This window comes from Pseudomonas sp. Marseille-Q0931 (genome assembly GCF_940789645.1).
Taxonomy (GTDB): domain Bacteria; phylum Pseudomonadota; class Gammaproteobacteria; order Pseudomonadales; family Pseudomonadaceae; genus Aquipseudomonas.
Map to the genome: position 1 here is coordinate 128,952 of NZ_CALNWT010000005.1, position 19,629 is coordinate 148,580.

The window sequence follows — 19,629 nt, forward strand, 5'->3', positions numbered from 1 at the left end:
TTATCGACCAACGGCTGCCGTTTTTTCTCAGTCTCATTGGCCGCGAGCGCTTATTTTTCCGATCGATGGCCACCAGCCGATAACCCCCAAAGCCACGTCCTAGAGCGTAGGTCTGCCAGGCCACGGCTTCGCTTGCAAACGCGCCAGACTAAAGTCTTACAGTCGACTCGCAATCCAGATGCTTTATTTCATCGCGCCGTAACTGGCCGGTCACATTGTGGCCAGCCTGCTAATAACAACGAGGAGACAACAATAATGAGCAAGACTCCCCTCGCCCGCGCCGTGGCCCTCGCCACGCTGGGCGCCAGCCTGACCCTGCCAACCCTGGCACAGGCTGATTTCATTGGCGACAGCAAAGCCACTCTGGAACTGCGCAACTTCTATATGAATCGCGATCTGCGCGACCCGGGCGTCGCCCAGTCCAAGCGCGAGGAATGGGCGCAGGGCTTCATTTTCAAGGCCGAGTCCGGCTTTACCGAAGGCACCGTGGGTTTTGGTCTGGATGCCTATGCCGGCCTGGGGTTGAAACTCGACTCCTCGGACGAGCGCGCCGGTACCAACCTGCTGCCCAATGGTTTCGGCAACGAAGGGCCTGACGAGTACTCCGAAGCCACCGGCGCGGTCAAGGTGCGCCTGTCCAAGACCGTGGGCAAAGTCGGCGGCTTGATGCCCAAGCTGCCGGTCGTCTCCTCAGGCGACTCGCGCCTGCTGCCGCAAGTATTCAACGGCGGCATGATCACCTCGCAGGAAATCGACGGCTTGACGCTCAACGGCGGCCAACTGCGCGAAGTGAATTTCCGCAATTCCACCAATAGCCAGGACATCACCGCCACCAACGTCGGCGGCGAGAGCGATCGCTACAATTTCGCCGGCGGCGACTACAAGTTCAACGGCGGCAACACCACCGTCGGCCTGTGGTACGGCGAGCTGGAAGACATCTACGATCAGAAACTGTACAACCTGATCCATGTACAGCCGATCGGCGACTGGAAACTGGGCGCCAACCTGGCTTATTTCGACTCCCAGGACAACGGTCGCAAACTCGGCGGCAATCTCGATAACGATCTCACCTCGGTCAACCTCTGGGCCGGCATTGGCGCGCACACCTTCCGCGTGGGCTATCAGAAGGTCGGTGGCGACAATGCCTTCCCCTTCCTGGCCGAAACCGACCCCTACATCGTCAACTACCTGCAGATTCTCGACTTCACCCGCAAGGACGAGAAATCCTGGCAGGCACGTTATGACGTCAACTTCGCCAGCTATGGCATCCCAGGCCTGACGGCTTTCGTACGCTACGTCACCGGCGACGGCTTCGATGGCGTAGGTGGCGCCAGCGGCAAGGAATGGGAACGCGACGTCGATATCAGCTACATCATCCAGGAAGGCCCACTGAAGAACCTGGGTGTGCGCTGGCGTAACGCAATGGTGCGCTCAAATGCGAGCATCGGCGACCTGGACGAAAACCGTCTGATCGTCAGCTACACCATCCCGCTGATGTAAGCTCCACGCCGAAAATAAAGCGCCGCAACACCGGTACCGGGTTGCGGCGTTTTTTGTCTATCCGAAAAACAGTCGGCTAGGCTCTAACGATCTCGGAGGATAACTCGATGGACGACTACCAACCCCTGGCCTGCGACCTCTACGACTATCTCGAGATCGCCTGCATGCACCGCTATCAACTGGATATCGAACTGGTCGACGGTTCCCACCTGCAGGGCCAGGCCCTGTCCACGGAAACCACGGCGAGCAAGGAGGAGTTTCTTTTGGTGCACACGAGCGATGGCCAACAGCGCCTGCGCATGGATCGCCTGCTGGCGATCACCCCACAGGACGCCGGCGCCAGCTTCGGCCGGGTGCTATTGGGCGGCAAGCGCTGCTGAGCGCGACGCACCACGATCAGTTGCGGTGCATGCAGCGCAGCGCTCAGTAACGCAGCGTCACCACATCAGGTCGTCAGGGATCTGATAGGCCGCGTAAGGATCGTCGGCATCCGGCTCTTCGACATGGGTATTGAGCAGGACGATGCGCGAGGCATCGCGTTCCTGGATCTTCAACGCCGCCTCGCGCGGAATAATTTCATAACCGCCACCATGGCGAACGATGGCCAGCCAGCCGTTGGACAGCTTGTTGCGCACCATGGTGTTGACCGGCAGGCGCTTGACCTTCTTGTCGTCGACGAAGTTGTAGTAGTCCTCGCCATCGAGCTTGGGCAGGCGCGAACGCTCGATCAGTTGCTTGATCTGCGCCATACGGGCTTTCTGCTCGGCCTTTTCCTGCTGCTGGCGGTTCAGTTCCTGGTCGCGTGCAGCCTTCTCGGCCTGGGCCTGCAGCGCCGCCTGGCGCGCGCTGTCGTCCAGTTCGGCCTGCCCCTTGTGCGCCAGACGCTTCTGCTTCTGCTGCTGTTTGCCAACCTGCTTGGCCTGTTTTTCGTTGACCAGGCCGGCTTTGAGCAGCTGGTCGCGCAGGGAAAGACCCATGACTAAAGATCCCGAACATGATGTTGTTGCGGCAGCCACGCAGATTCGCGCTGCCAGTCCAAGGCGCCCAGCATAAGGGCTAAGGCGCAGCGGCTCCAGCCCGAATCGGGGCACGATGCGGCCCTCGTAGCCCGGATGAAATTCGGGAGCGACTAGCCAGCCATTTCCCGGATTTCATCCGGGCTACATCTTCTCCTGCTTCTTCGCCTCGCCCCAGAGGGCGTCAAGCTCCTCCAGCGAGCAGCTGTCCAGGCTGCGCCCGGCCTCACGCACGCCTTGCTCGATGAAGCGAAAACGTCGTTCGAACTTGCCATTGGCTGCGCGCAGCGCGGCTTCCGGGTCGACTTTCAGGTGCCGCGCCAGGTTGGTCACCACGAACAGCAGATCGCCAATTTCCTCGGCCACCGCCTCGGCATCGTTCTCGCTCATGGCTTCGAGCACTTCGTCCAACTCTTCGCGCACCTTGTCCACCACCGGCAGCGCCTCAGGCCAGTCGAAGCCGACCTGGGCTGCGCGCTTTTGCAACTTGGCGGCGCGCGAAAGCGCCGGCAGTGCGCTGGGTACATCGTCTAGCAGGGACAGCTGCTCAGGGACCGCGGCCTTGTCGGCGCGCTCCTGCGCCTTGAGTTCTTCCCAGCGCTGCTTGACCGCGGCCTCCTCCAGCTTTGCCGCATCCGGTGCGCCGTACAGATCACCGTCGGGAAATACGTGCGGGTGGCGGCGGATCAGCTTGGCGGTGATGCCGTCGACCACCTTGGCGAAGTCGAAGCGCCCCTCCTCGCGGGCCAGTTGGCTGTAATAGACCACTTGGAACAGCAGGTCCCCCAGCTCGCCGGGCAGGTGATCGAAATCGCCGCGTTCGATGGCATCGGCGACTTCGTAAGCCTCCTCCAGGGTGTAGGGCACGATGCTCGCGTAGCTCTGCTTGAGGTCCCACGGGCAGCCGTGTTGCGGATCGCGCAGGCGTGCCATCAGGTGCAGCAGGTCATCGAGTTGGTACATGGAACTCCTTGGAGAGGTAGGGAATGCCTCGTCACACGCCCCGGATTGCATCCGGGCTACGATTGCTTGCCGTTCAACTGACGCGGTGGCGACGCGCCTCGATGATATTGGGCAACTGGCCGATACGCGCCAGCAGACGGCCGAGCGCATCGAGGCCGGGAATCTCCACGGTGATCGACATGGAGGCGGTGTTGTCCTCCTTGTCAGAACGCGTATTGACCGCCAGCACGTTGAGCTTCTCATTGAGCAGCACCTGGGTGACGTCACGCAGCAGGCCGGAACGGTCGTAGGCCTTGATGACGATCTCCACCGGGTAGGTCTGCACCGGCACCGGCCCCCAGCTCACCTGGATCATCCGCTCCGGCTCGCGCGCGGTCTGCTGCAGTGCCGTGGGGCAATCCTGACGGTGAATGGTGACGCCCCGACCAAGGGTGATGTAACCGACGATAGGGTCGCCCGGCAGCGGCTGGCAGCAGCCGGCCATCTGCGTCAGCAGGTTGCCGACGCCCTGGATCTGGATATCGCCACGTTTGCCCGGCTTGAAGCCCTGCGCCTTGCGCGGGATCAACTCGAGCTGCTCGTTGCCGCGCTCCGGCTCGACCAGTTGCTGCGCCAGGTTGACCGCATGGGCCAGGCGCACGTCGCCAGCGCCCAGGGCCGCGAACAGGTCTTCGGCAGTCTTCAGGTTGGCCTTCTCGGCCAGCTTGTCGAAGTCAGCACCCACCAGAGCCATGCGCGCCAGCTCGCGCTCGAGCAGCTGTTTGCCGGCGGCGACGTTCTGGTCGCGATCCTGCAGCTTGAACCAGTGGACGATCTTGGCCCGCGCGCGGCTGGTGGTGACGTAGCCCAGGTTGGGGTTGAGCCAGTCGCGGCTTGGCGAGCCCTGCTTGCTGGTGATGATCTCCACCTGCTCGCCGGTCTGCAGGCTGTAGGTCAGCGGTACGATACGCCCGTTGATCTTGGCGCCACGGCAGTTGTGGCCGATCTCGGTGTGCACGCGGTAGGCGAAATCCAGCGGCGTCGCGCCTTTGGGCAAGTCGATGGCGTGGCCGTCGGGGGTGAAGACGTAGACCCGGTCGGGCTCGATATCGACGCGCAGCTGCTCGGCCAGGCCGCCGATATCGCCCAGTTCCTCGTGCCACTCGATGACCTGGCGCAGCCAGGAAATCTTTTCTTCGTAGTGGTTGGAGCCGGATTTGACGTCGGTGCCCTTGTAGCGCCAGTGCGCACAGACGCCCAGCTCGGCCTCTTCGTGCATGGCGTGGGTGCGGATCTGCACTTCCAGCACCTTGCCTTCCGGGCCGAGCACGGCGGTGTGCAGCGAGCGGTAGCCGTTCTCCTTGGGGTTGGCGATGTAGTCGTCGAACTCCTTGGGAATGTGCCGCCACAGGGTGTGCACGATACCCAGGGTGGTGTAGCAGTCGCGCACCTCCGGCACCAGCACACGCACCGCGCGTACGTCGTAGATCTGGCTGAACTGCAGGCCCTTGCGCTGCATCTTGCGCCAGATCGAATAGATGTGTTTCGCCCGGCCGCTGATGTCGGCCTTGATGCCGGTGGCTTCCAGCTCCTGGCGCAAATGGTCCATGGCGTCGTTGATGTACTGCTCGCGGTCCAGGCGACGCTCGTGCAGCAGCTTGGCGATCTGCTTGTACTGCTCCGGCTCCAGGTAGCGGAAGGACAGGTCCTCCAGCTCCCACTTGATATGGCCGATGCCAAGGCGGTGGGCCAGCGGCGCATAAATGTCGAACACCTCGCGCGCGACGCGCTGGCGCTTCTCTTCGTCGGCTTCCTTGACCGCGCGGATGGCACAGGTGCGCTCGGCCAGCTTGATCAGTGCCACACGCACGTCGTCGACCATGGCCACGAGCATCTTGCGCAGGTTCTCCACCTGCGTCTGCGAGCCGACCACTACCGACTCGCGCGGGTTGATACTGGCGCTGATCGCCGCCATGCGCAGCACGCCTTCGATCAGCTTGGCCACCACCGGGCCGAAACGCTGGTGCACCGCGGCCAGGGTGATCTTGCCCTCGCGTACGCCGCGATAAATGATCGCCGCAACCAGCGAATCCTGATCGAGCTTGAGATCGGCGAGAATTTCCGCGATGTCGAGGCCGGCGCGGAATGTCGACGCGCCCTCGCTCCAGTGATGCTCGGTGGTGTTGGCCTGCTGCTCCAGATCGCGGGCGAATTCACAGGCCTCGTGCAGGGCCTGACGATCCAACGCCGGATCGACGCGGGTGACATGATCCAACCAGGCCTCGAGGTTGATGCTGCCGTCATCGTTGATCGGCTGATGCGCTCTCACCTGAACCATCGTCTTACCTTCCCTACGGTGCGTATAGATCACACCGAGCAGTCGCCGGCCTTCTCTGAGCCGGTCGGATTAACTGAAAGGATGCGCATCCTGCACACCCCTGCGGTACCGAACGTACCGCTTTGCCCAGACCTAAGCCTCGGGTTTCTCGAACAGTGCCATCGCCTCGACATGCGCCGTTTGCGCGAACATGTCGAGAATCCCGGCACGGCGCAGGCGATAGCCCTGCTGCGCCAACTCGGCGGCGTCGCGCGCCAGCGTGGTCGGGTTGCAGGATACATAGACCAGACGCCGCGCGCCCAGCTCACCCATCCCACGTACCACCTCCAGCGCCCCGTCGCGCGGCGGGTCGAGCAGCACCGCAGCGAAACCACCACGCGCCCAGGCCTCATTGGCCAGCGGGTTGGACAGGTCGGCACGATAAAAGTGCGCATTGCCCAAACCATTGTTTCGCGCGTTGGCTGCCGCGCGCTGAACCATCGCCTCGACGCCTTCCACGGCCACCACTTCAGCCGCCTGACGGGCCAACGGCAGGGCGAAGTTGCCCAGGCCGCAGAACAGATCCAGCACCCGCTCGCCAGGCTGCACTGCCAACCAGTCTAGCGCCTGAGCGACCATGGCCTCGTTGACCAGACCATTGACCTGTACGAAATCACCCGGACGGTAGGCCAGTTGCAGTTGCCAGCGCTGCAACTCGAAGCCCAACTCGGCGGACGGATCGTCCGGCTCGGGCTGGCCTTCGCCCTGCAGCCACAGCTGCGCGCGGTGCTCAAGGCAGAACATGCGCAGGCGGTTCAGATCAGCCTCTATCAGCGCGATGGTGTGGCGCAGCAGCAACGCTTCGGCCGTGCCGCTGAATAGCTCGACGTGGCCAACTGCCTGTGGTTTTTCCAGGCTGCGCAGCAACGCCGGCAAGGCGTTAAAAATAGGCTGCAAGGGCTGTACCAGCACAGGGCACTCATCGATGGCGACGATGTCCTGGCTGGCTTCAGCACGGAAGCCAACCTGCAGCTGGCGCGCCTTGGCATCCCAGCGCACGGCGACGCGCGCACGGCGGCGGTAACCCAGCTCTGGGCCCGTCAACGGCGCTGCCCACTCGTCTGGTTGGATACCGCCCAGACGGGACAGCTGCTCGGCCAGCGTGCGCTGTTTCAGGGCAAGCTGCTCGGCATGCGGCATGTGCTGGAGGTTGCAACCGCCGCAGCGGTCGGCATGAATGCAAGGCGCCTCTCGGCGCTCGCTACTGGCGGTAATGATGCGTTCGGCGCGCGCTTCGATGGTTTGGCTGCGGGCGCTGAGCACCCGCGCCTCGACCTGCTCACCGGCCAGGGCGCCGCTGACGAACCAGGTGCGCCCGCCTTCGAAGGCGATACCGCGGCCGTCGCCGGCCAGACGCTCAATGGCGAGCTTCTGCTTCTTGCCGACCGGAACCTGCGCCGCGCGACTGCCGCCGCTGGGCTGAAAGCGCAGGTTGGAGCTGCGTCTGGCCATCAGTGCGCCGGTTCTTGGTAAATGCCGGTGGACAGGTAGCGGTCGCCGCGGTCGCAGATGATCGCCACCAGCACCGCGTTTTCCACCTGCTGCGACAGGCGCAGCATGCCGGCCACCGAGCCGCCGGAGGACACGCCGCAGAAGATGCCCTCTTCCCGTGCCAGACGACGCATGACGTGCTCGGCCTCAGCCTGGCCCATGTCCATCACCTGGTCGACCCGTTCGGCCTGATAGATCTTCGGCAGATATTCCTCGGGCCAGCGGCGGATGCCGGGAATGGCCGAGCCTTCCTGCGGCTGCAGGCCGACGATCTGGATCGCCGGGTTCTGCTCCTTGAGATAGCGCGAGGTGCCCATGATGGTACCGGTGGTGCCCATGGAACTAATGAAATGGGTGATGGTGCCGCCGGTCTGGCGCCAGATCTCCGGGCCGGTACCGCTGTAGTGCGCCTCGGGGTTGTCGCCGTTGGCGAACTGGTCGAGCACCTTGCCGCGGCCTTCGGCCTGCAGTTTTTCGGCCAGATCGCGCGCACCTTCCATGCCCTCCTCCTTGCTGACCAGGATCAGCTCGGCGCCATAGGCGGTCATCGCCCACTTGCGCTCGGCGGTGGAGTTGTCCGGCATGATCAGGATCATCTTGTAACCCTTGATCGCCGCGGCCATGGCCAGGGCGATGCCGGTGTTGCCGCTGGTCGCCTCGATCAGGGTATCGCCGGGCACGATGGCACCACGCAGTTCGGCGCGATCGATCATCGACAACGCCGGGCGGTCCTTGACCGAACCGGCCGGGTTGTTGCCTTCCAGCTTGACCAGCAGGGTGTTGCTGGTGTCGCCGCCCAGGCGTTGCAGGCGTACCAGGGGGGTATTGCCAATGCAGTCGGCAATGGTAGGAAATTGCAGGGTCATGGGTCGCTCGAATCCAGACTGACGCGAAGGGGCGTCATGATACGCCGAACCCAGGGCTTCATCACGCCATGATCGGTTTCAGGGCGTGATCGGACCTTAGCCCGGCTGCAGTTGGCAGTGACCGAGCACTGCCAACCGCAGTCGAGTAAAGCCACGTCCTTATTGCACGGCGGCAAAATCCTTCAGGGTGTTCATCAGCCCCTGGTAGCCACCAGTGGCGATGTACCAGGTAGCCGGCTCGAGATAGAACACCTTGTCCTGCTGCCAGGCCGTGCTGGCCGCGACACCTGCATGTTTGCCCAGGGTTTCGGCGCCCTTGCCTTCACCACCGGTGGCCGCACCACGGTCGAGCACCACCAGCCGCTGCGGCTGCTCTTTCAACGCTGCATCCAGACGCACCTTCTGCCGCTCACGCAATTGCCTGGCCTCGGGCGAATCCGGCGCTGGGCGCCCCTGCGCGACGCTCGCCGGGTCGACCGCCTCGACCACCGGACGAGTACCCAGCACTTCGTTGAGCATGCCGAATCGCTCGCCCGGCGCGTGCAGCATCAGCGCATCGTTGATGGTGAACAGGGTCAGAGAGCTCTGGCCGGCAGTCTTGGCATGAACCGCAGCCAGTTCCTTGCCCAGTTGCGCCTCGAGCTGCGCAGCCTGCTCCTGCTTGTCGAATATCTCGCCCAGCACCTTTATATTGCTCCGCACACCCGCCAGGAACTGGTCCGGCGCGATGCTCAGGTCGATGGTCGGCGCCAGCGCCGAGAGCGTCTCGAACTGATTGCTGGAGCGGCCGCCAATGATGATCAGGTCAGGTTTGAGCGCTTCCAGCGCGGCCTGGTTCGGCTCGAACAGGGTGCCGATGTTGACGGTCTCGCGCCCGGCGTATTGCGCTTTCAGGTAAGCCGGCCCGGCCATCTGCGGCACGCCGGCGGCAGCGATGCCCAGGGCGTCGAGCGTGTCGAGCACGCCCAGATCGAATACGGCGACGCGCTTGGGCGCCTCGTCCAGCGTCAGGCTGCCCTGGCCATGTTCAATGGCCAGCGGGTAGGCGGCGTGGGCCGATACGGCGCACATCAGCGCGCCAAGGTGCAGCAGGTTCGTCAGGGTACGCTTGAATAGCGTCATATCGCTTTCCTCGTTTTTCTCGATGGGGGTCATGTCCGACGCCGTGCCAGCGCCGGAAACGAGTTGCAAAAGGCCGCCAGCATCGGCGACCTGGCCAATGCGCAGGGGTCAGAAGCTCTGGGTCACACCGAACACGTAGCGCCTGCCGTCGAGGTTGTAGGCGTAGTCATCGTCGGTGGTGACTTCCTTGTTGGTGACGTTGTAAACGCCGAACTTCAGGCTGAGATCCCGGGTTGGCCGGTACACCAGGCCGACGTCGGCGAAGGTGTAGGACGGGTAGGTCACGCCGTTGCTGGAGGCACCGCTGGTGCCGGTCTGCCAGCGCCCGGACGTCTCGCCCCGGTAGTTGACCTGGGTCCAGAGGTTCAGCTTCTCCGTCGCCTGCCAGTCCAGCGACACGTTGAACATGTGCTTGGCCATGTCGTTGAGCGGCTCGCCCTTGTACTGGCCGGACTTCTGCTCCGTGCTGGTGTAGGTGTAGCTGTGGCGGTACATCAGGTTGTCGAGAAGCTGGTAATCCAGGGTGAACTCGACGCCCCGGAGCTCGGCCTTGTCCACGTTCTCGTAGGCGGTGTAGCCGAACTGGTGTGCCGGGTAGTTGGTGCCGTTGTAGACGCAGGGCACGTTCGGCTCGCAGATTCGGCCAGTGCGGTTGATCTTGTCCTTGTAGTCGGTCTGGTAGACGGTCAACGTGGTGTTGAGGCCCAGATCGAAGTTCTCGTAACCGATGCCGAGCTCGCGGTTGAGGCTGGTTTCCGGCGTGAGATCGGGGTTGCCGATGATCACGCCGCCGCGGGAGGTGGAGCCGAAATCGGTTGCGGCCTGACGCAGGCTCGGCGCCTTGTAGCCGGACGTCACGCCACCCTTGAGGGTGAAGTTGTCGTTGATTCGGTAGACCGCATACGCCTTGGGGCTGAACTCGCTGCCGTAGGCCTGGTTGTCGTCGAAGCGGCCGCTGAGAGTCAGGGTCAGGTCGTCGGTCAGGCTCCAGTTGTCCTCCAGAAACAGGGAGTTCTGGTAGCGGTCCATCTCCACAACGGCGTTGGCATCGGCCACCACGGGCTCGCGCAAACCACTGCTGGCGCCGTCCTCCAGTTTCTCGTACTTGTGGGTCAGGCCGCCGGTCAGAGCGTGCGAGCCAATGAAGTAGGTCGCCTGGGTGTTGGCGGTCAGCACGCCGTATTCGATGCCGTTGCCGGTGGTCGCGTTGAGGCGACTGAGGTTTTCCGAGTGGTCGTAGTTGATGTAGCTGTCGGTGAGCAGGTTGTCGTAGCGGCCTTCATGGGTGAGCGCATAGGTCCGCTGGATGGAGTCGGCGAAGCTCGGCTCATCGGCCTGCGGCAGGCTCCTGCCGGGATTGGCCCAGCGCCGCTGGCGCCCCTCGTTGTAGTACAGGGTGACGAGGTTCTGCTCATTGATGTTCCAGCCCAGCTTGCCGCCGGCGTTGCTTCTTCTGTAGCGCGGGTCGGTGGCGCCGCTGTCGTCCAGGCCGGCAAGGTGGCTTTCGTCCTGATTCAGAAAGGAGCCGTTGAGCTGCAGGGAGAGCACGTCACGGATCAGCGGCGCATTGAGGTACGCGCTGGTCTGGTAGCCGTCCTCGTTGACCTTGTTGGCGCTGTCGGCCAGCGAATATTCGCCGGTGATACTGCCGCTGAACTCGTTGCGGACCTTCTTGGTGATGATGTTGACCACCCCGCCCATGGCGTCGGAGCCATACAGCGAGGACGCCGGGCCGCGGATGACTTCGATGCGCTCGATGGCCTCGATGGGCGGCAGGAAGTTGATCGGCGTACCGTTCTGGGTACCGTTCAGGCCGAAGGCATCGTTGCCCTGCATCGGCCTTCCGTCGATCAGAAACAGCGTGTAGCCGGACGTCATGCCGCGGATCTGGATCGAGCGCTCCACCCCGCCACCGGCAATCTGCACCCCGGCCACATTCTTCAGTGCATCGGTCACATCGGTGTAGGAGCGCTTCTTCAACTCCTCGGCAGAGATGACGGTGATGGCGGCAGGCGCATCCTTGACGCTTTGCTCGAAGCCCGTGGCGGTGACGACTACCGCTCCGAGTTCCAGTTGCTCGGCCTTTTCCTCGGCTACCGCCGAACAGGCCAACGAGGCCAGCGTGACGGCCAGCAAAGTTTTCTCGAATCGAGGTCGAGACGAGGCAACGAGACGTCGCGTGTTGAGTGACATGTAGTGGCTCCCAGTGATCGAGGTGAGTCGAGTTGTCGGCTGGGTCGCCAGCAGCCTTCCGAACAGGAACTCGAATCCCTGCACGCCCCCGGACACAGGCTGGGCTGGCAGACCCGTGCGAACCAGCAACGCAGGCGTCACCACGACAAGCGGCAACAGCCAGCGGCGATGACCGCAACCAAACGAAAGGGGCCTGACAAAGCCACGGACGGCCAGATGCACCATCGGGAGCGAGCGCACCTGAAAAAGGGAACGCCACTATTTGCCGGCCCTTTCGGGTCAGGCGCAAATAGTAAGAATTTACATTTGAGAGTAAATCTAATTTACGAACTATACACTTTGCAGGCAGAGCTTGAGCCGCAGACCGGGCCGGGCATTCTCTGCCCACAGGCGCCCGCCCTGGGTGGCGATCATGCTGCGTGCGATGGCCAACCCAAGGCCGAAGCCATCCCCACCCGGACGGGCAGCACTGAGGCGGGTAAAGGGTCGGAAGATGGTCTCCAGCTCGCCTTCGGCGACACCCGCCCCCTGGTCCTCGATCCATAGCAACCACTGGTCATCTTCGCGCCGCCCAGCCAGGCGCACCACCCCGCCTTCCGGCGAGTGGCGAATGGCATTACGCAGGATGTTTTCCAGCGCCTGCGCCAGGCCATTGAGATTGCCCAGCACCCGGCAATCGGCCGGCAGCTCGCAGGGCATGCGCTCGATCGGCCAGCCCGTCTCGAAGCCGGCGTTCTCCCGCAGCACGTCCCAGAGCCTGACGATGTCCACTTCCTCGAGCGGCAAGCTGGGCCGCTCGGTATCCAGCCAGACCAGCTCCAGCGCATCACCGACCAGCTTTTCCATTTCCGCCACCTCACGCGCCAGGCGTTGGCGTAGGGCCTCGATGTCCTGCTCACTCTCCCCGGCCACGCGCAGGCGGGCCAGCGGCGTGCGCAGTTCGTGGGACAGGTCGCGCAGCAGCTGACGCTGGAACGCCACGGTGCGATCCAGCCGCTCGGCCATATGATCGAAGGTGCGCGCCAGTTCACCCAGCTCATCCTTGCGTCGCGTCACTTGCGGCCCGAGCCGGGCGGACAGGTCGCCTGCGCTGAGTGCAGTAGCCTGACGCCTGAGGATCGCCAGCGGCGCAATCAGCAGGCGGTACAGCAGCAGCGCCACGACCACCGCCAGGATCGCCGGCAGTACGCGCTGCAGTAGCAACTCCCATAGCTCGTTGTACCTTCGCGGGTTCAGGCGCTGCGGCAACTCCATTACCAGGCGGGCATCGCTGTCGGCGAAGGGGATATAGAAGGTCGGCGTACCACCCGGTCGCCCCACGGGAAACTCCAGCCTGCGGACGAAATCCAGGCGCTGCGCCTGCTCGCCGGTCAAGGGCTGCGAGGACAGCGAATCCTTGTGCGCGTCGACCACCACGGCCCAGATCTGTTCGCGCGCCTGCAGCTTCTGGAGAAACTCATCGACGCCAGGCGCACCCTGCTCACGCCAGCTGGTTTCCGCCTCCTGGGCATAGCCCTTGAGCGTCTTGCGGGTCGACTCGGACAGGTAGGACGTCGCATCGATCAGCTCGCGCCCGACATCCACATGCAGGCTGACCAGCAGCAGGCAGAACAGTGCCAGCGCACCAGCCAGGCGCCACAGCAGCGAGTGCTTCCCTGGCAGACTCATGCGCCGGCCTGCGCCAGGATGTATCCCTTGCCCCACACGGTATCGACGCGCGTGGCCTCGTGACCGACAGCCTGCAGCTTGCGGCGGATATGACTGACGTGCATGTCCAGGCTGCGATCGTGCTGGGCGTAGGCGCGGCGTAGCGCCTGCTGATAAAGGAAGGGTTTGCTCAGGGCCTCGTCCTTGTGCCGCCAAAGCAGCTCCAGTACGCGGTATTCGCTGGGCGTCAGGCCAACCCAGTTGCCACGGAAGGCGACGTCGCTACGCCCTTCGTCGAACTGCAAGCCACTGCCCTCGGTGCTCGGCTGCGGCTCGCGACGCTCATAGGCGACACGCCGCAGAATGGCCTCCACCCGCACGCTAAGTTCGCCCAGACTGAAGGGTTTGGGTAGATAGTCGTCGGCGCCCTGACTGAAACCGGCGATGCGATTCTGCTCATCGCCCAGCGCCGACATCAGCAACACCGGCACGCTGCGCTGCCGACGCAGGCGCTGCAACACTTCGAGACCGTTGGTGCCGGGTAGCAGAATATCCATCAGGATCAGGTCGAAATCCTCGTTTTCGGCCAACTGCAGGCCTTCGCTGCCGTCATGGCTGAGCGTCACATCGAAGCCGCAGCCCATGAGGTGGGACTGCAGATGGCTGGCAAGCAGGGGATCGTCCTCGACCGCAAGGATTCGAGCCGAGGCAGGAGTGGAGGTCATCATGGCGAAAAACCGAACAGGCAGAATGAGAACAATTCTACCTACTAAACGACAATCGCTCACCTACAGATTCCGGCGTGCCGAATCGCTACACTGCCCAGATGTTCTGAAGGAGGAAGATCGTGTTCAAGGATCTCAGCATCAAGGGGCGCGTATTGCTGCTCACCCTGCTGCCCACCAGCCTGCTGGCGCTGGTGCTGGGCGGCTATTTCACCTGGGTGCAGTTGTCGGGTCTGCAGACGCAGCTGTTGCAGCGTGGCGAGATGCTGGTCGAACACCTGGCGCCGTTGGCTGCCCCGGCGCTGGAACAGAACGACGTGAAAAAACTCGAACGCATCGCCCGGCAGGCGCTGGAGCATCCGGACGTTCGCGCGGTCGGTTTTCTCGCCCCCGAGCGTGCGTTACTGGCGCATGCCGGGCCGAGCATGCTCAACCCGTCGCCCACCGGCCAACCGGGCGTCAGCCTGCTCAGTGGACAGGACGCCACGCGCTTTCTGCTGCCGGTCTACGACCAGCACCTGGTGCTCAGCGACAGCCTGGATGATGAGCGCACGCTGGAGCTGCTCGGCTGGGTCGAGCTGGAGCTCTCGCACCAGGGCACGCTGCTCAGCGGTTATCGCAGTCTGTTCGCCAGCCTGCTGCTGATCGTCGGCGGCCTTGCCGTCACTGCCCTGCTCGCCTTGCGCATGAGCCGCAGCATCAACGGCCCGCTGCGCGAGATCAAAGCCGGCGTCGCCCTGCTCAAGGACGGCCGCCTTGAAACCCGTCTGCCGCCGCTGGGCAGTCATGAAATGGACGAGTTGGCCGGCGGCATCAACCGCATGGCCGAAGCCCTGCAGAACGCCCACGAAGAACTGCAGCACAGCATCGAACAGGCCACCGAGGACGTGCGCCAGAACCTTGAGACCATCGAGATCCAGAACATCGAGCTGGACTTCGCGCGCAAGGAGGCACTGGAGGCCAGCCGCATCAAGTCCGAATTCCTGGCCAACATGAGCCATGAGATTCGCACCCCGCTCAACGGCATTCTCGGCTTCACCAACCTGCTGCAGAAAAGCGAGCTCAGCCCGCGCCAGCACGATTACCTGTCGACCATCGAAAAATCCGCCGACAGCCTGCTCGGCATCATCAACGAGGTGCTCGACTTCTCCAAGATCGAGGCCGGCAAGCTGGTGCTCGAGTCCATTCCCTTCAACCTGCGCGACCTGTTGCAGGACACCCTGACCATCCTCGCCCCCGCCGCCCATGAAAAGCAGCTGGAGCTGGTCAGCCTGATCTACCGCGACACCCCCCTGGCCCTGCGCGGCGATCCGCAGCGCCTGAAGCAGGTGCTGACCAACCTGGTGAGCAACGCGATCAAGTTCACCCGCGAAGGCACCATCGTCATGCGTGCCATGGTCGAGGATGAAAGCGCCGACACCGCGCAGCTGCGCATCAACGTGATGGACACCGGCATCGGCCTGTCGGATGAAGACCTGCGCGCGCTGTTCCAGGCCTTCAGCCAGGCCGACAACTCGCTCAGCCGCCAGGCCGGCGGCACCGGCCTTGGTCTGGTGATTTCCAAGCGCCTGATCGAGCAGATGGGCGGCGAGATCGGCGTCGACAGCACCCCGGGCGAAGGGTCCGAATTCTGGATCACCCTGACCCTGCCCAAGGCCCGCGACGACGCCGAAGACCTGCCGCGCACTGCCCTGCAGGGCCGTCGCGTGGCCGTATTGGAAAGCCACGAGCTGGCGCGTCAGGCACTGGCCCACCAGCTCGAGGACTGCGGCCTGGAAGTGCAAAGCTTCGCCGACCCTGGCCAGCTCTTCGAGGCCGTGCACGCCCAGCAGCATGGCCAACCGCCGCTGAGCCTGGCGGTGCTGGGCATCACCGCCAGCCAGATGCCGCCCGATGTCCTCGGCCAGCGTATCCATGAGCTCGACCACCTCGGCTGCAAGGCCCTGGTGCTGTGCCCGACCACCGAGCTGGGGCTGTTCCACGAGTCGCTGCCCGACGCCTACACCCAACTGCAGGCCAAGCCTCCCTGCACGCGCAAACTGCACAAGGCGCTGGTGGAAATGGTCAGCCCGCAACGCTCGGCCAGCGAGCCGGTCGCCATCGGCGACACGCGCCGACCGCAGATTCTCTGCGTCGATGACAACCCGGCCAATCTGCTGCTGGTGCAAACCCTGCTCGATGATCTGGGCGCCCAGGTCAAGGCTGTGGATAGCGGGTACGCCGCAATAGAAGCCGTCCAGCAAGGCAGCTTCGACCTGGTATTCATGGACGTGCAGATGCCCGGCATGGATGGCCGTGAAGCCACCGAAGCGATTCGTCTGTGGGAAAGCGAAGAAGCCCGCAGCGCCACGCCGATCATCGCCCTGACCGCCCACGCCCTGGCCAATGAGAAGCGCGCCCTGCTGCAAAGCGGTATGGACGATTATCTGACCAAGCCGATCAATGAGCGCCAACTGGCCCAGGTGGTGCTCAAGTGGACCGGCCTGAACCTGCGCAACCAGCCGAGCTACAAGGTCGCGCCACCTGCGCCGCCCCAGCTGCATTCCAAGGTGCTCGACGCCGAGGAAGGCTTGCGCCTGGCCGCGGGCAAAGCCGACCTTGCGGCGGACATGCTGAGCATGTTGCTGGCCGGCCTGCCGGGCGACCGCCAGGCCATCCGTCAGGCACGCGACGCCGGCGAGCGCACCGCATTGATCGAGCGGGTTCATCGGCTGCACGGCGCCACCCGCTATTGTGGTGTGCCACAGCTGCGCGCCGCCTGCCAGCGCAGCGAGACGCTGCTCAAGCAGGATGATCCCGAGGCTCAACGCGCGCTGGACGAGCTGGACGACGCCATTGCACGCCTGACCGAAGCAGCTGCCCAGAGCGCGTAAAGCCAGAGCTGTAGCCCGGATGCAGTCCAGGGTATCCGGGTTACGCAGCTTTTATAGGCGCGAATTTATTCGCGATTGCAGCGCGAATATCGCGAATAAATCCGCACCTAGCAGACGCCATAGCGCGCAGCCCCGCGTGATAGCATGCCGGCTGAACCGGAGGACCCATGGCCGAACACGATTTCCGTTATTCCCTGCTCAACCCGCAGCACACCCTTACCGAATGCCGCGCTCTTGCACCGGGCCGCTACCAGGTCACCGGCAACGGCGGCTCGATCCAGCCCAGCGACACGCTGCTGGTCACTCTCAAAGGTAGCCGCGACCTGCACATGCGCCTGGATGTGGAAAAGGTTCGCCACCTGATCAACCCGCCCGGCCAGTGGCTGGCGGTGTGCAAAGGGCCGCAGTTCAAGGAGTTGGCCATCCATAACTGGCAGGTGAACTGCGACGGCTGCGGCAAACAGCTGGATTTCGAATTCGCCGTCGATGCCGCCCTCGGCAAAGCCGCGCAAGCACCGGCTGCCGAGGCCCGCATAGCCGAACTGGGCTGGCGCAACGACGCCGGTCGTCATCTGTGCCGTACCTGCCAGGAGGCCTGACCCCATGCACCGCGCCCTGCCCCTTGCCCTGCTCGCCGCCACACTGGCCGGCTGCGCCAGCGACACGCCGCAACTGGAAACCGAACGCAGCTATCGCGTGGAGTGGATCGGCGAGCGCCCGTTGATCGATCGCAGCCACCTGACCATCACCTTCGCCGCCGACGGCCGGGCGCACGGGCATGCCGGCTGCAATCACTGGTTCGCCGGTTATTCGCTCAAGGATGACGCGATCCGTTTCGAGGCACCGGGCAGCACCCGCAAGATGTGCGCACCGGCGCTGATGGAACAGGAGCAGCGCTTCCTCGCAGCGCTCGGCGAGGTGCAGCGCTGGGACTTCAATGGTATCGGCCAGCTGCAGCTGTGGCCGGCCAGCGGCAAGCCGATCCGCCTATGGGCGGAATAAGAAGGTAGTCCGGATGCAATCCGGGGTCACCCAATTGGTGCCCCACTCTGGCAAAGAAATCGCGGATAAATCCGCTCCTACAAGGGCGTACTGCAGTCAGGTAGGTCTGTTGTAGGAGCGGATTTATCCGCGAAATGAGCCGGAAGCGGTGCGGCGCCCTCCCTACCCAGTCAAATCGGCACATCAACAGATAACGCAGAACGCTTGCGATTGCATCCGCGTTACGCAAACAGCTCCAACTGCTCCTGCCGCCCACGCAGGTCATGCAGCCTGACCCCAACGCCCAGCAGGCGCACCGGCTTGTCGCCGCGGGCAAAGGCGTTGCTCAGCAATACTCGATAGCTTTCCAGATCCCGGCTCGCCCCCGCCTGCTCCAGCGTGGTCTGGGTGAAGTCGTGGAACTTGACCTTGACGAAGGGCTTGTCCGGCCGATAGCTGGCGTCCAGGCGCTGCAGACGGCCGTTCATCTCTTCCAGCAGCGCTGGCAATTTTTCCAGGCAGGCGTCCAGATCGGGCAGATCCTGATCATAGGTGTGCTCCACGCTCAGCGACTGGCGACGGCTGTCCACCTTCACTTCGCGTTCGTCGATGCCCTGGGCCAGGCGCCACAGGCGCTCACCGAAACTGCCGAACTCGCGCACCAGCGCCAGCTTGTTCCAGTCGCGCAGATCCAGGCAGGTACGAATGCCCATGAGCGTCAGCTTGTCGGCCGTGACCTTGCCGACCCCGTGCAGCTTGTTCACCGGCAACTCGGCAACGAAAGCATCGACCTGATCCGGGGTGATGACGAACAACCCATTGGGTTTGCGCCAGTCGCTGGCGATCTTGGCCAGAAACTTGTTCGGCGCCACACCGGCTGACACTGTGATGTGCAGCTCCTGCGCCACGCGACGGCGAATTTCCTGGGCAATGCGCGTGGCGCTGCCGGAAAAATGCGGCGAGTCGCTGACATCGAGATAGGCTTCGTCCAGCGACAGCGGCTCGATCAGATCGGTGAACTGGCGAAAGATGCCGTGGATCTCACGCGAGACGCTGCGGTAGACCTCGAAGCGCGGCTTGACGATCAGCAGGTCCGGACACAGTTTCAGCGCATGCCGCGAGGACATCGCCGAACGCACCCCATAGGCACGCGCCTCGTAATTACAGGTGGCGATCACCCCGCGACGCTCCGCCGAACCGCCTACGGCCAGCGGACGATTGGCCAGGCTCGGATCGTCACGCATCTCGATGGCGGCGTAAAAGCAGTCGCAGTCAACGTGGATTATCTTGCGCACAACATCCTCGGAAGCCTCGCCCGGCCTGGCCTGGAGCACTGCAGTCTAACAGCTGTTTGATGCTAAGCATCTGAGTTGAAAACAGTTTTTGAAGATAATAGTTGACGAAAAGCTCTCTGCCGGTAGAATGGTCGCCGCGGGATGGAGCAGTCTGGTAGCTCGTCGGGCTCATAACCCGAAGGTCGTAGGTTCAAATCCTGCTCCCGCAACCACCTTCAGAAAAGGCCACTCAAACGAGTGGCCTTTTTGTTTGCCTGCCGATTAGTATTTTCGATTAAAAGTAACAAACCGATTGACAACACTCTCTCCCTGAGTAGAATGGCCGCCGCGGGATGGAGCAGTCTGGTAGCTCGTCGGGCTCATAACCCGAAGGTCGTAGGTTCAAATCCTGCTCCCGCAACCACCTTCAGAAAAGGCCACTCAAGCGAGTGGCCTTTTTGTTTGCCTAGCCGATTAGTATTTTCGATTAAAAGCAACAAACCGATTGACAACACTCTCTCCCTGAGTAGAATGGCCGCCGCGGGATGGAGCAGTCTGGTAGCTCGTCGGGCTCATAACCCGAAGGTCGTAGGTTCAAATCCTGCTCCCGCAACCACCTTCA

At 63.4% G+C, this 19,629-nt stretch carries 15 protein-coding genes and 3 tRNA genes; 8 read left to right on the top strand and 10 right to left on the bottom strand.

Annotated elements, in window-relative coordinates:
- The first annotated feature begins 255 nt into the window (after positions 1-255).
- Positions 256-1,500: an OprD family porin gene (locus tag P3C50_RS12045; RefSeq protein WP_275546187.1), complete on the top strand. Its 1,245-nt coding sequence runs from the start codon at positions 256-258 to the stop codon at positions 1,498-1,500.
- Positions 1,501-1,607: 107 nt separating this feature from the next.
- Positions 1,608-1,880, top strand: coding sequence for a Rho-binding antiterminator (locus P3C50_RS12050; protein ID WP_197856695.1), 273 nt, complete (start codon positions 1,608-1,610; stop codon positions 1,878-1,880).
- Between the two features lie 57 nt (positions 1,881-1,937).
- On the opposite strand, the gene P3C50_RS12055 is transcribed toward P3C50_RS12050, so the two are convergent.
- From P3C50_RS12055 to P3C50_RS12095, 9 genes are all read right to left on the bottom strand, one after another.
- On the bottom strand, positions 1,938-2,477 hold the full coding sequence (locus P3C50_RS12055) for a DUF2058 domain-containing protein (protein WP_275546188.1): 540 nt from the start codon (positions 2,475-2,477) through the stop codon (positions 1,938-1,940).
- A 183-nt stretch (positions 2,478-2,660) separates the two neighbouring features.
- On the bottom strand, positions 2,661-3,479 hold the full coding sequence (gene mazG, locus P3C50_RS12060) for a nucleoside triphosphate pyrophosphohydrolase (RefSeq protein WP_275546189.1): 819 nt from the start codon (positions 3,477-3,479) through the stop codon (positions 2,661-2,663).
- A 73-nt stretch (positions 3,480-3,552) separates the two neighbouring features.
- A complete protein-coding gene (relA, locus tag P3C50_RS12065; protein ID WP_197856698.1) occupies positions 3,553-5,796 on the bottom strand; it encodes a GTP diphosphokinase in 2,244 nt (747 codons plus the stop codon).
- Positions 5,797-5,928: 132 nt separating this feature from the next.
- Positions 5,929-7,287 (bottom strand): 23S rRNA (uracil(1939)-C(5))-methyltransferase RlmD, encoded by a 1,359-nt coding sequence (rlmD, locus tag P3C50_RS12070; RefSeq protein WP_275546190.1) that lies wholly within the window; start codon positions 7,285-7,287, stop codon positions 5,929-5,931.
- Positions 7,287-8,192, bottom strand: coding sequence for a cysteine synthase CysM (cysM, locus tag P3C50_RS12075; protein ID WP_197856700.1), 906 nt, complete (start codon positions 8,190-8,192; stop codon positions 7,287-7,289). The genes rlmD and cysM overlap by 1 nt, the downstream gene beginning before the upstream one ends.
- A 159-nt stretch (positions 8,193-8,351) precedes the next feature.
- Entirely contained in the window at positions 8,352-9,314 is a 963-nt protein-coding gene (locus P3C50_RS12080; RefSeq protein ID WP_275546191.1) for a siderophore ABC transporter substrate-binding protein, read from the bottom strand.
- A gap of 108 nt (positions 9,315-9,422) precedes the next feature.
- Positions 9,423-11,507: a TonB-dependent receptor domain-containing protein gene (locus P3C50_RS12085; RefSeq protein ID WP_275546192.1), complete on the bottom strand. Its 2,085-nt coding sequence runs from the start codon at positions 11,505-11,507 to the stop codon at positions 9,423-9,425.
- A 330-nt stretch (positions 11,508-11,837) separates the two neighbouring features.
- Positions 11,838-13,175, bottom strand: a complete 1,338-nt coding sequence (locus P3C50_RS12090) for a sensor histidine kinase (protein WP_275546193.1) — start codon at positions 13,173-13,175, stop codon at positions 11,838-11,840.
- Positions 13,172-13,882, bottom strand: a complete 711-nt coding sequence (locus P3C50_RS12095) for a response regulator transcription factor (protein WP_275546194.1) — start codon at positions 13,880-13,882, stop codon at positions 13,172-13,174. The genes P3C50_RS12090 and P3C50_RS12095 overlap by 4 nt, the downstream gene beginning before the upstream one ends.
- Positions 13,883-14,001: 119 nt before the next feature.
- On the opposite strand from P3C50_RS12095, the gene P3C50_RS12100 reads away from it, so the two are divergent.
- The 3 genes from P3C50_RS12100 (at position 14,002) to P3C50_RS12110 (ending at position 17,754) form a co-directional block, all read left to right on the top strand.
- Positions 14,002-16,752 carry a response regulator gene (locus tag P3C50_RS12100; protein WP_275546195.1) on the top strand — a complete coding sequence of 917 codons (2,751 nt, stop codon included), beginning with the start codon at positions 14,002-14,004 and terminating at the stop codon, positions 16,750-16,752.
- Between the two features lie 167 nt (positions 16,753-16,919).
- The gene (locus P3C50_RS12105) at positions 16,920-17,351 is read left to right on the top strand and encodes a hypothetical protein (protein WP_197856706.1); all 432 of its coding nucleotides are present in this window, start codon (positions 16,920-16,922) and stop codon (positions 17,349-17,351) included.
- A gap of 4 nt (positions 17,352-17,355) precedes the next feature.
- Positions 17,356-17,754, top strand: coding sequence for an META domain-containing protein (locus P3C50_RS12110; RefSeq protein ID WP_275546196.1), 399 nt, complete (start codon positions 17,356-17,358; stop codon positions 17,752-17,754).
- A 221-nt stretch (positions 17,755-17,975) separates the two neighbouring features.
- Here P3C50_RS12110 and dinB read toward each other — a convergent pair whose 3' ends face one another.
- Complete coding sequence (gene dinB / locus P3C50_RS12115; protein WP_275546197.1) at positions 17,976-19,028, bottom strand: DNA polymerase IV; 1,053 nt, start codon at positions 19,026-19,028, stop codon at positions 17,976-17,978.
- Positions 19,029-19,163: 135 nt separating this feature from the next.
- Here dinB and P3C50_RS12120 point away from each other — a divergent pair.
- The 3 genes from P3C50_RS12120 (at position 19,164) to P3C50_RS12130 (ending at position 19,623) form a co-directional block, all read left to right on the top strand.
- Positions 19,164-19,240, top strand: a tRNA-Met gene (locus P3C50_RS12120).
- 114 nt (positions 19,241-19,354) lie between these two features.
- Positions 19,355-19,431: transfer RNA gene (locus tag P3C50_RS12125), tRNA-Met, on the top strand.
- Between the two features lie 115 nt (positions 19,432-19,546).
- Positions 19,547-19,623 (top strand) — tRNA-Met (locus P3C50_RS12130).
- The last annotated feature ends 6 nt before the right edge of the window (positions 19,624-19,629 follow it).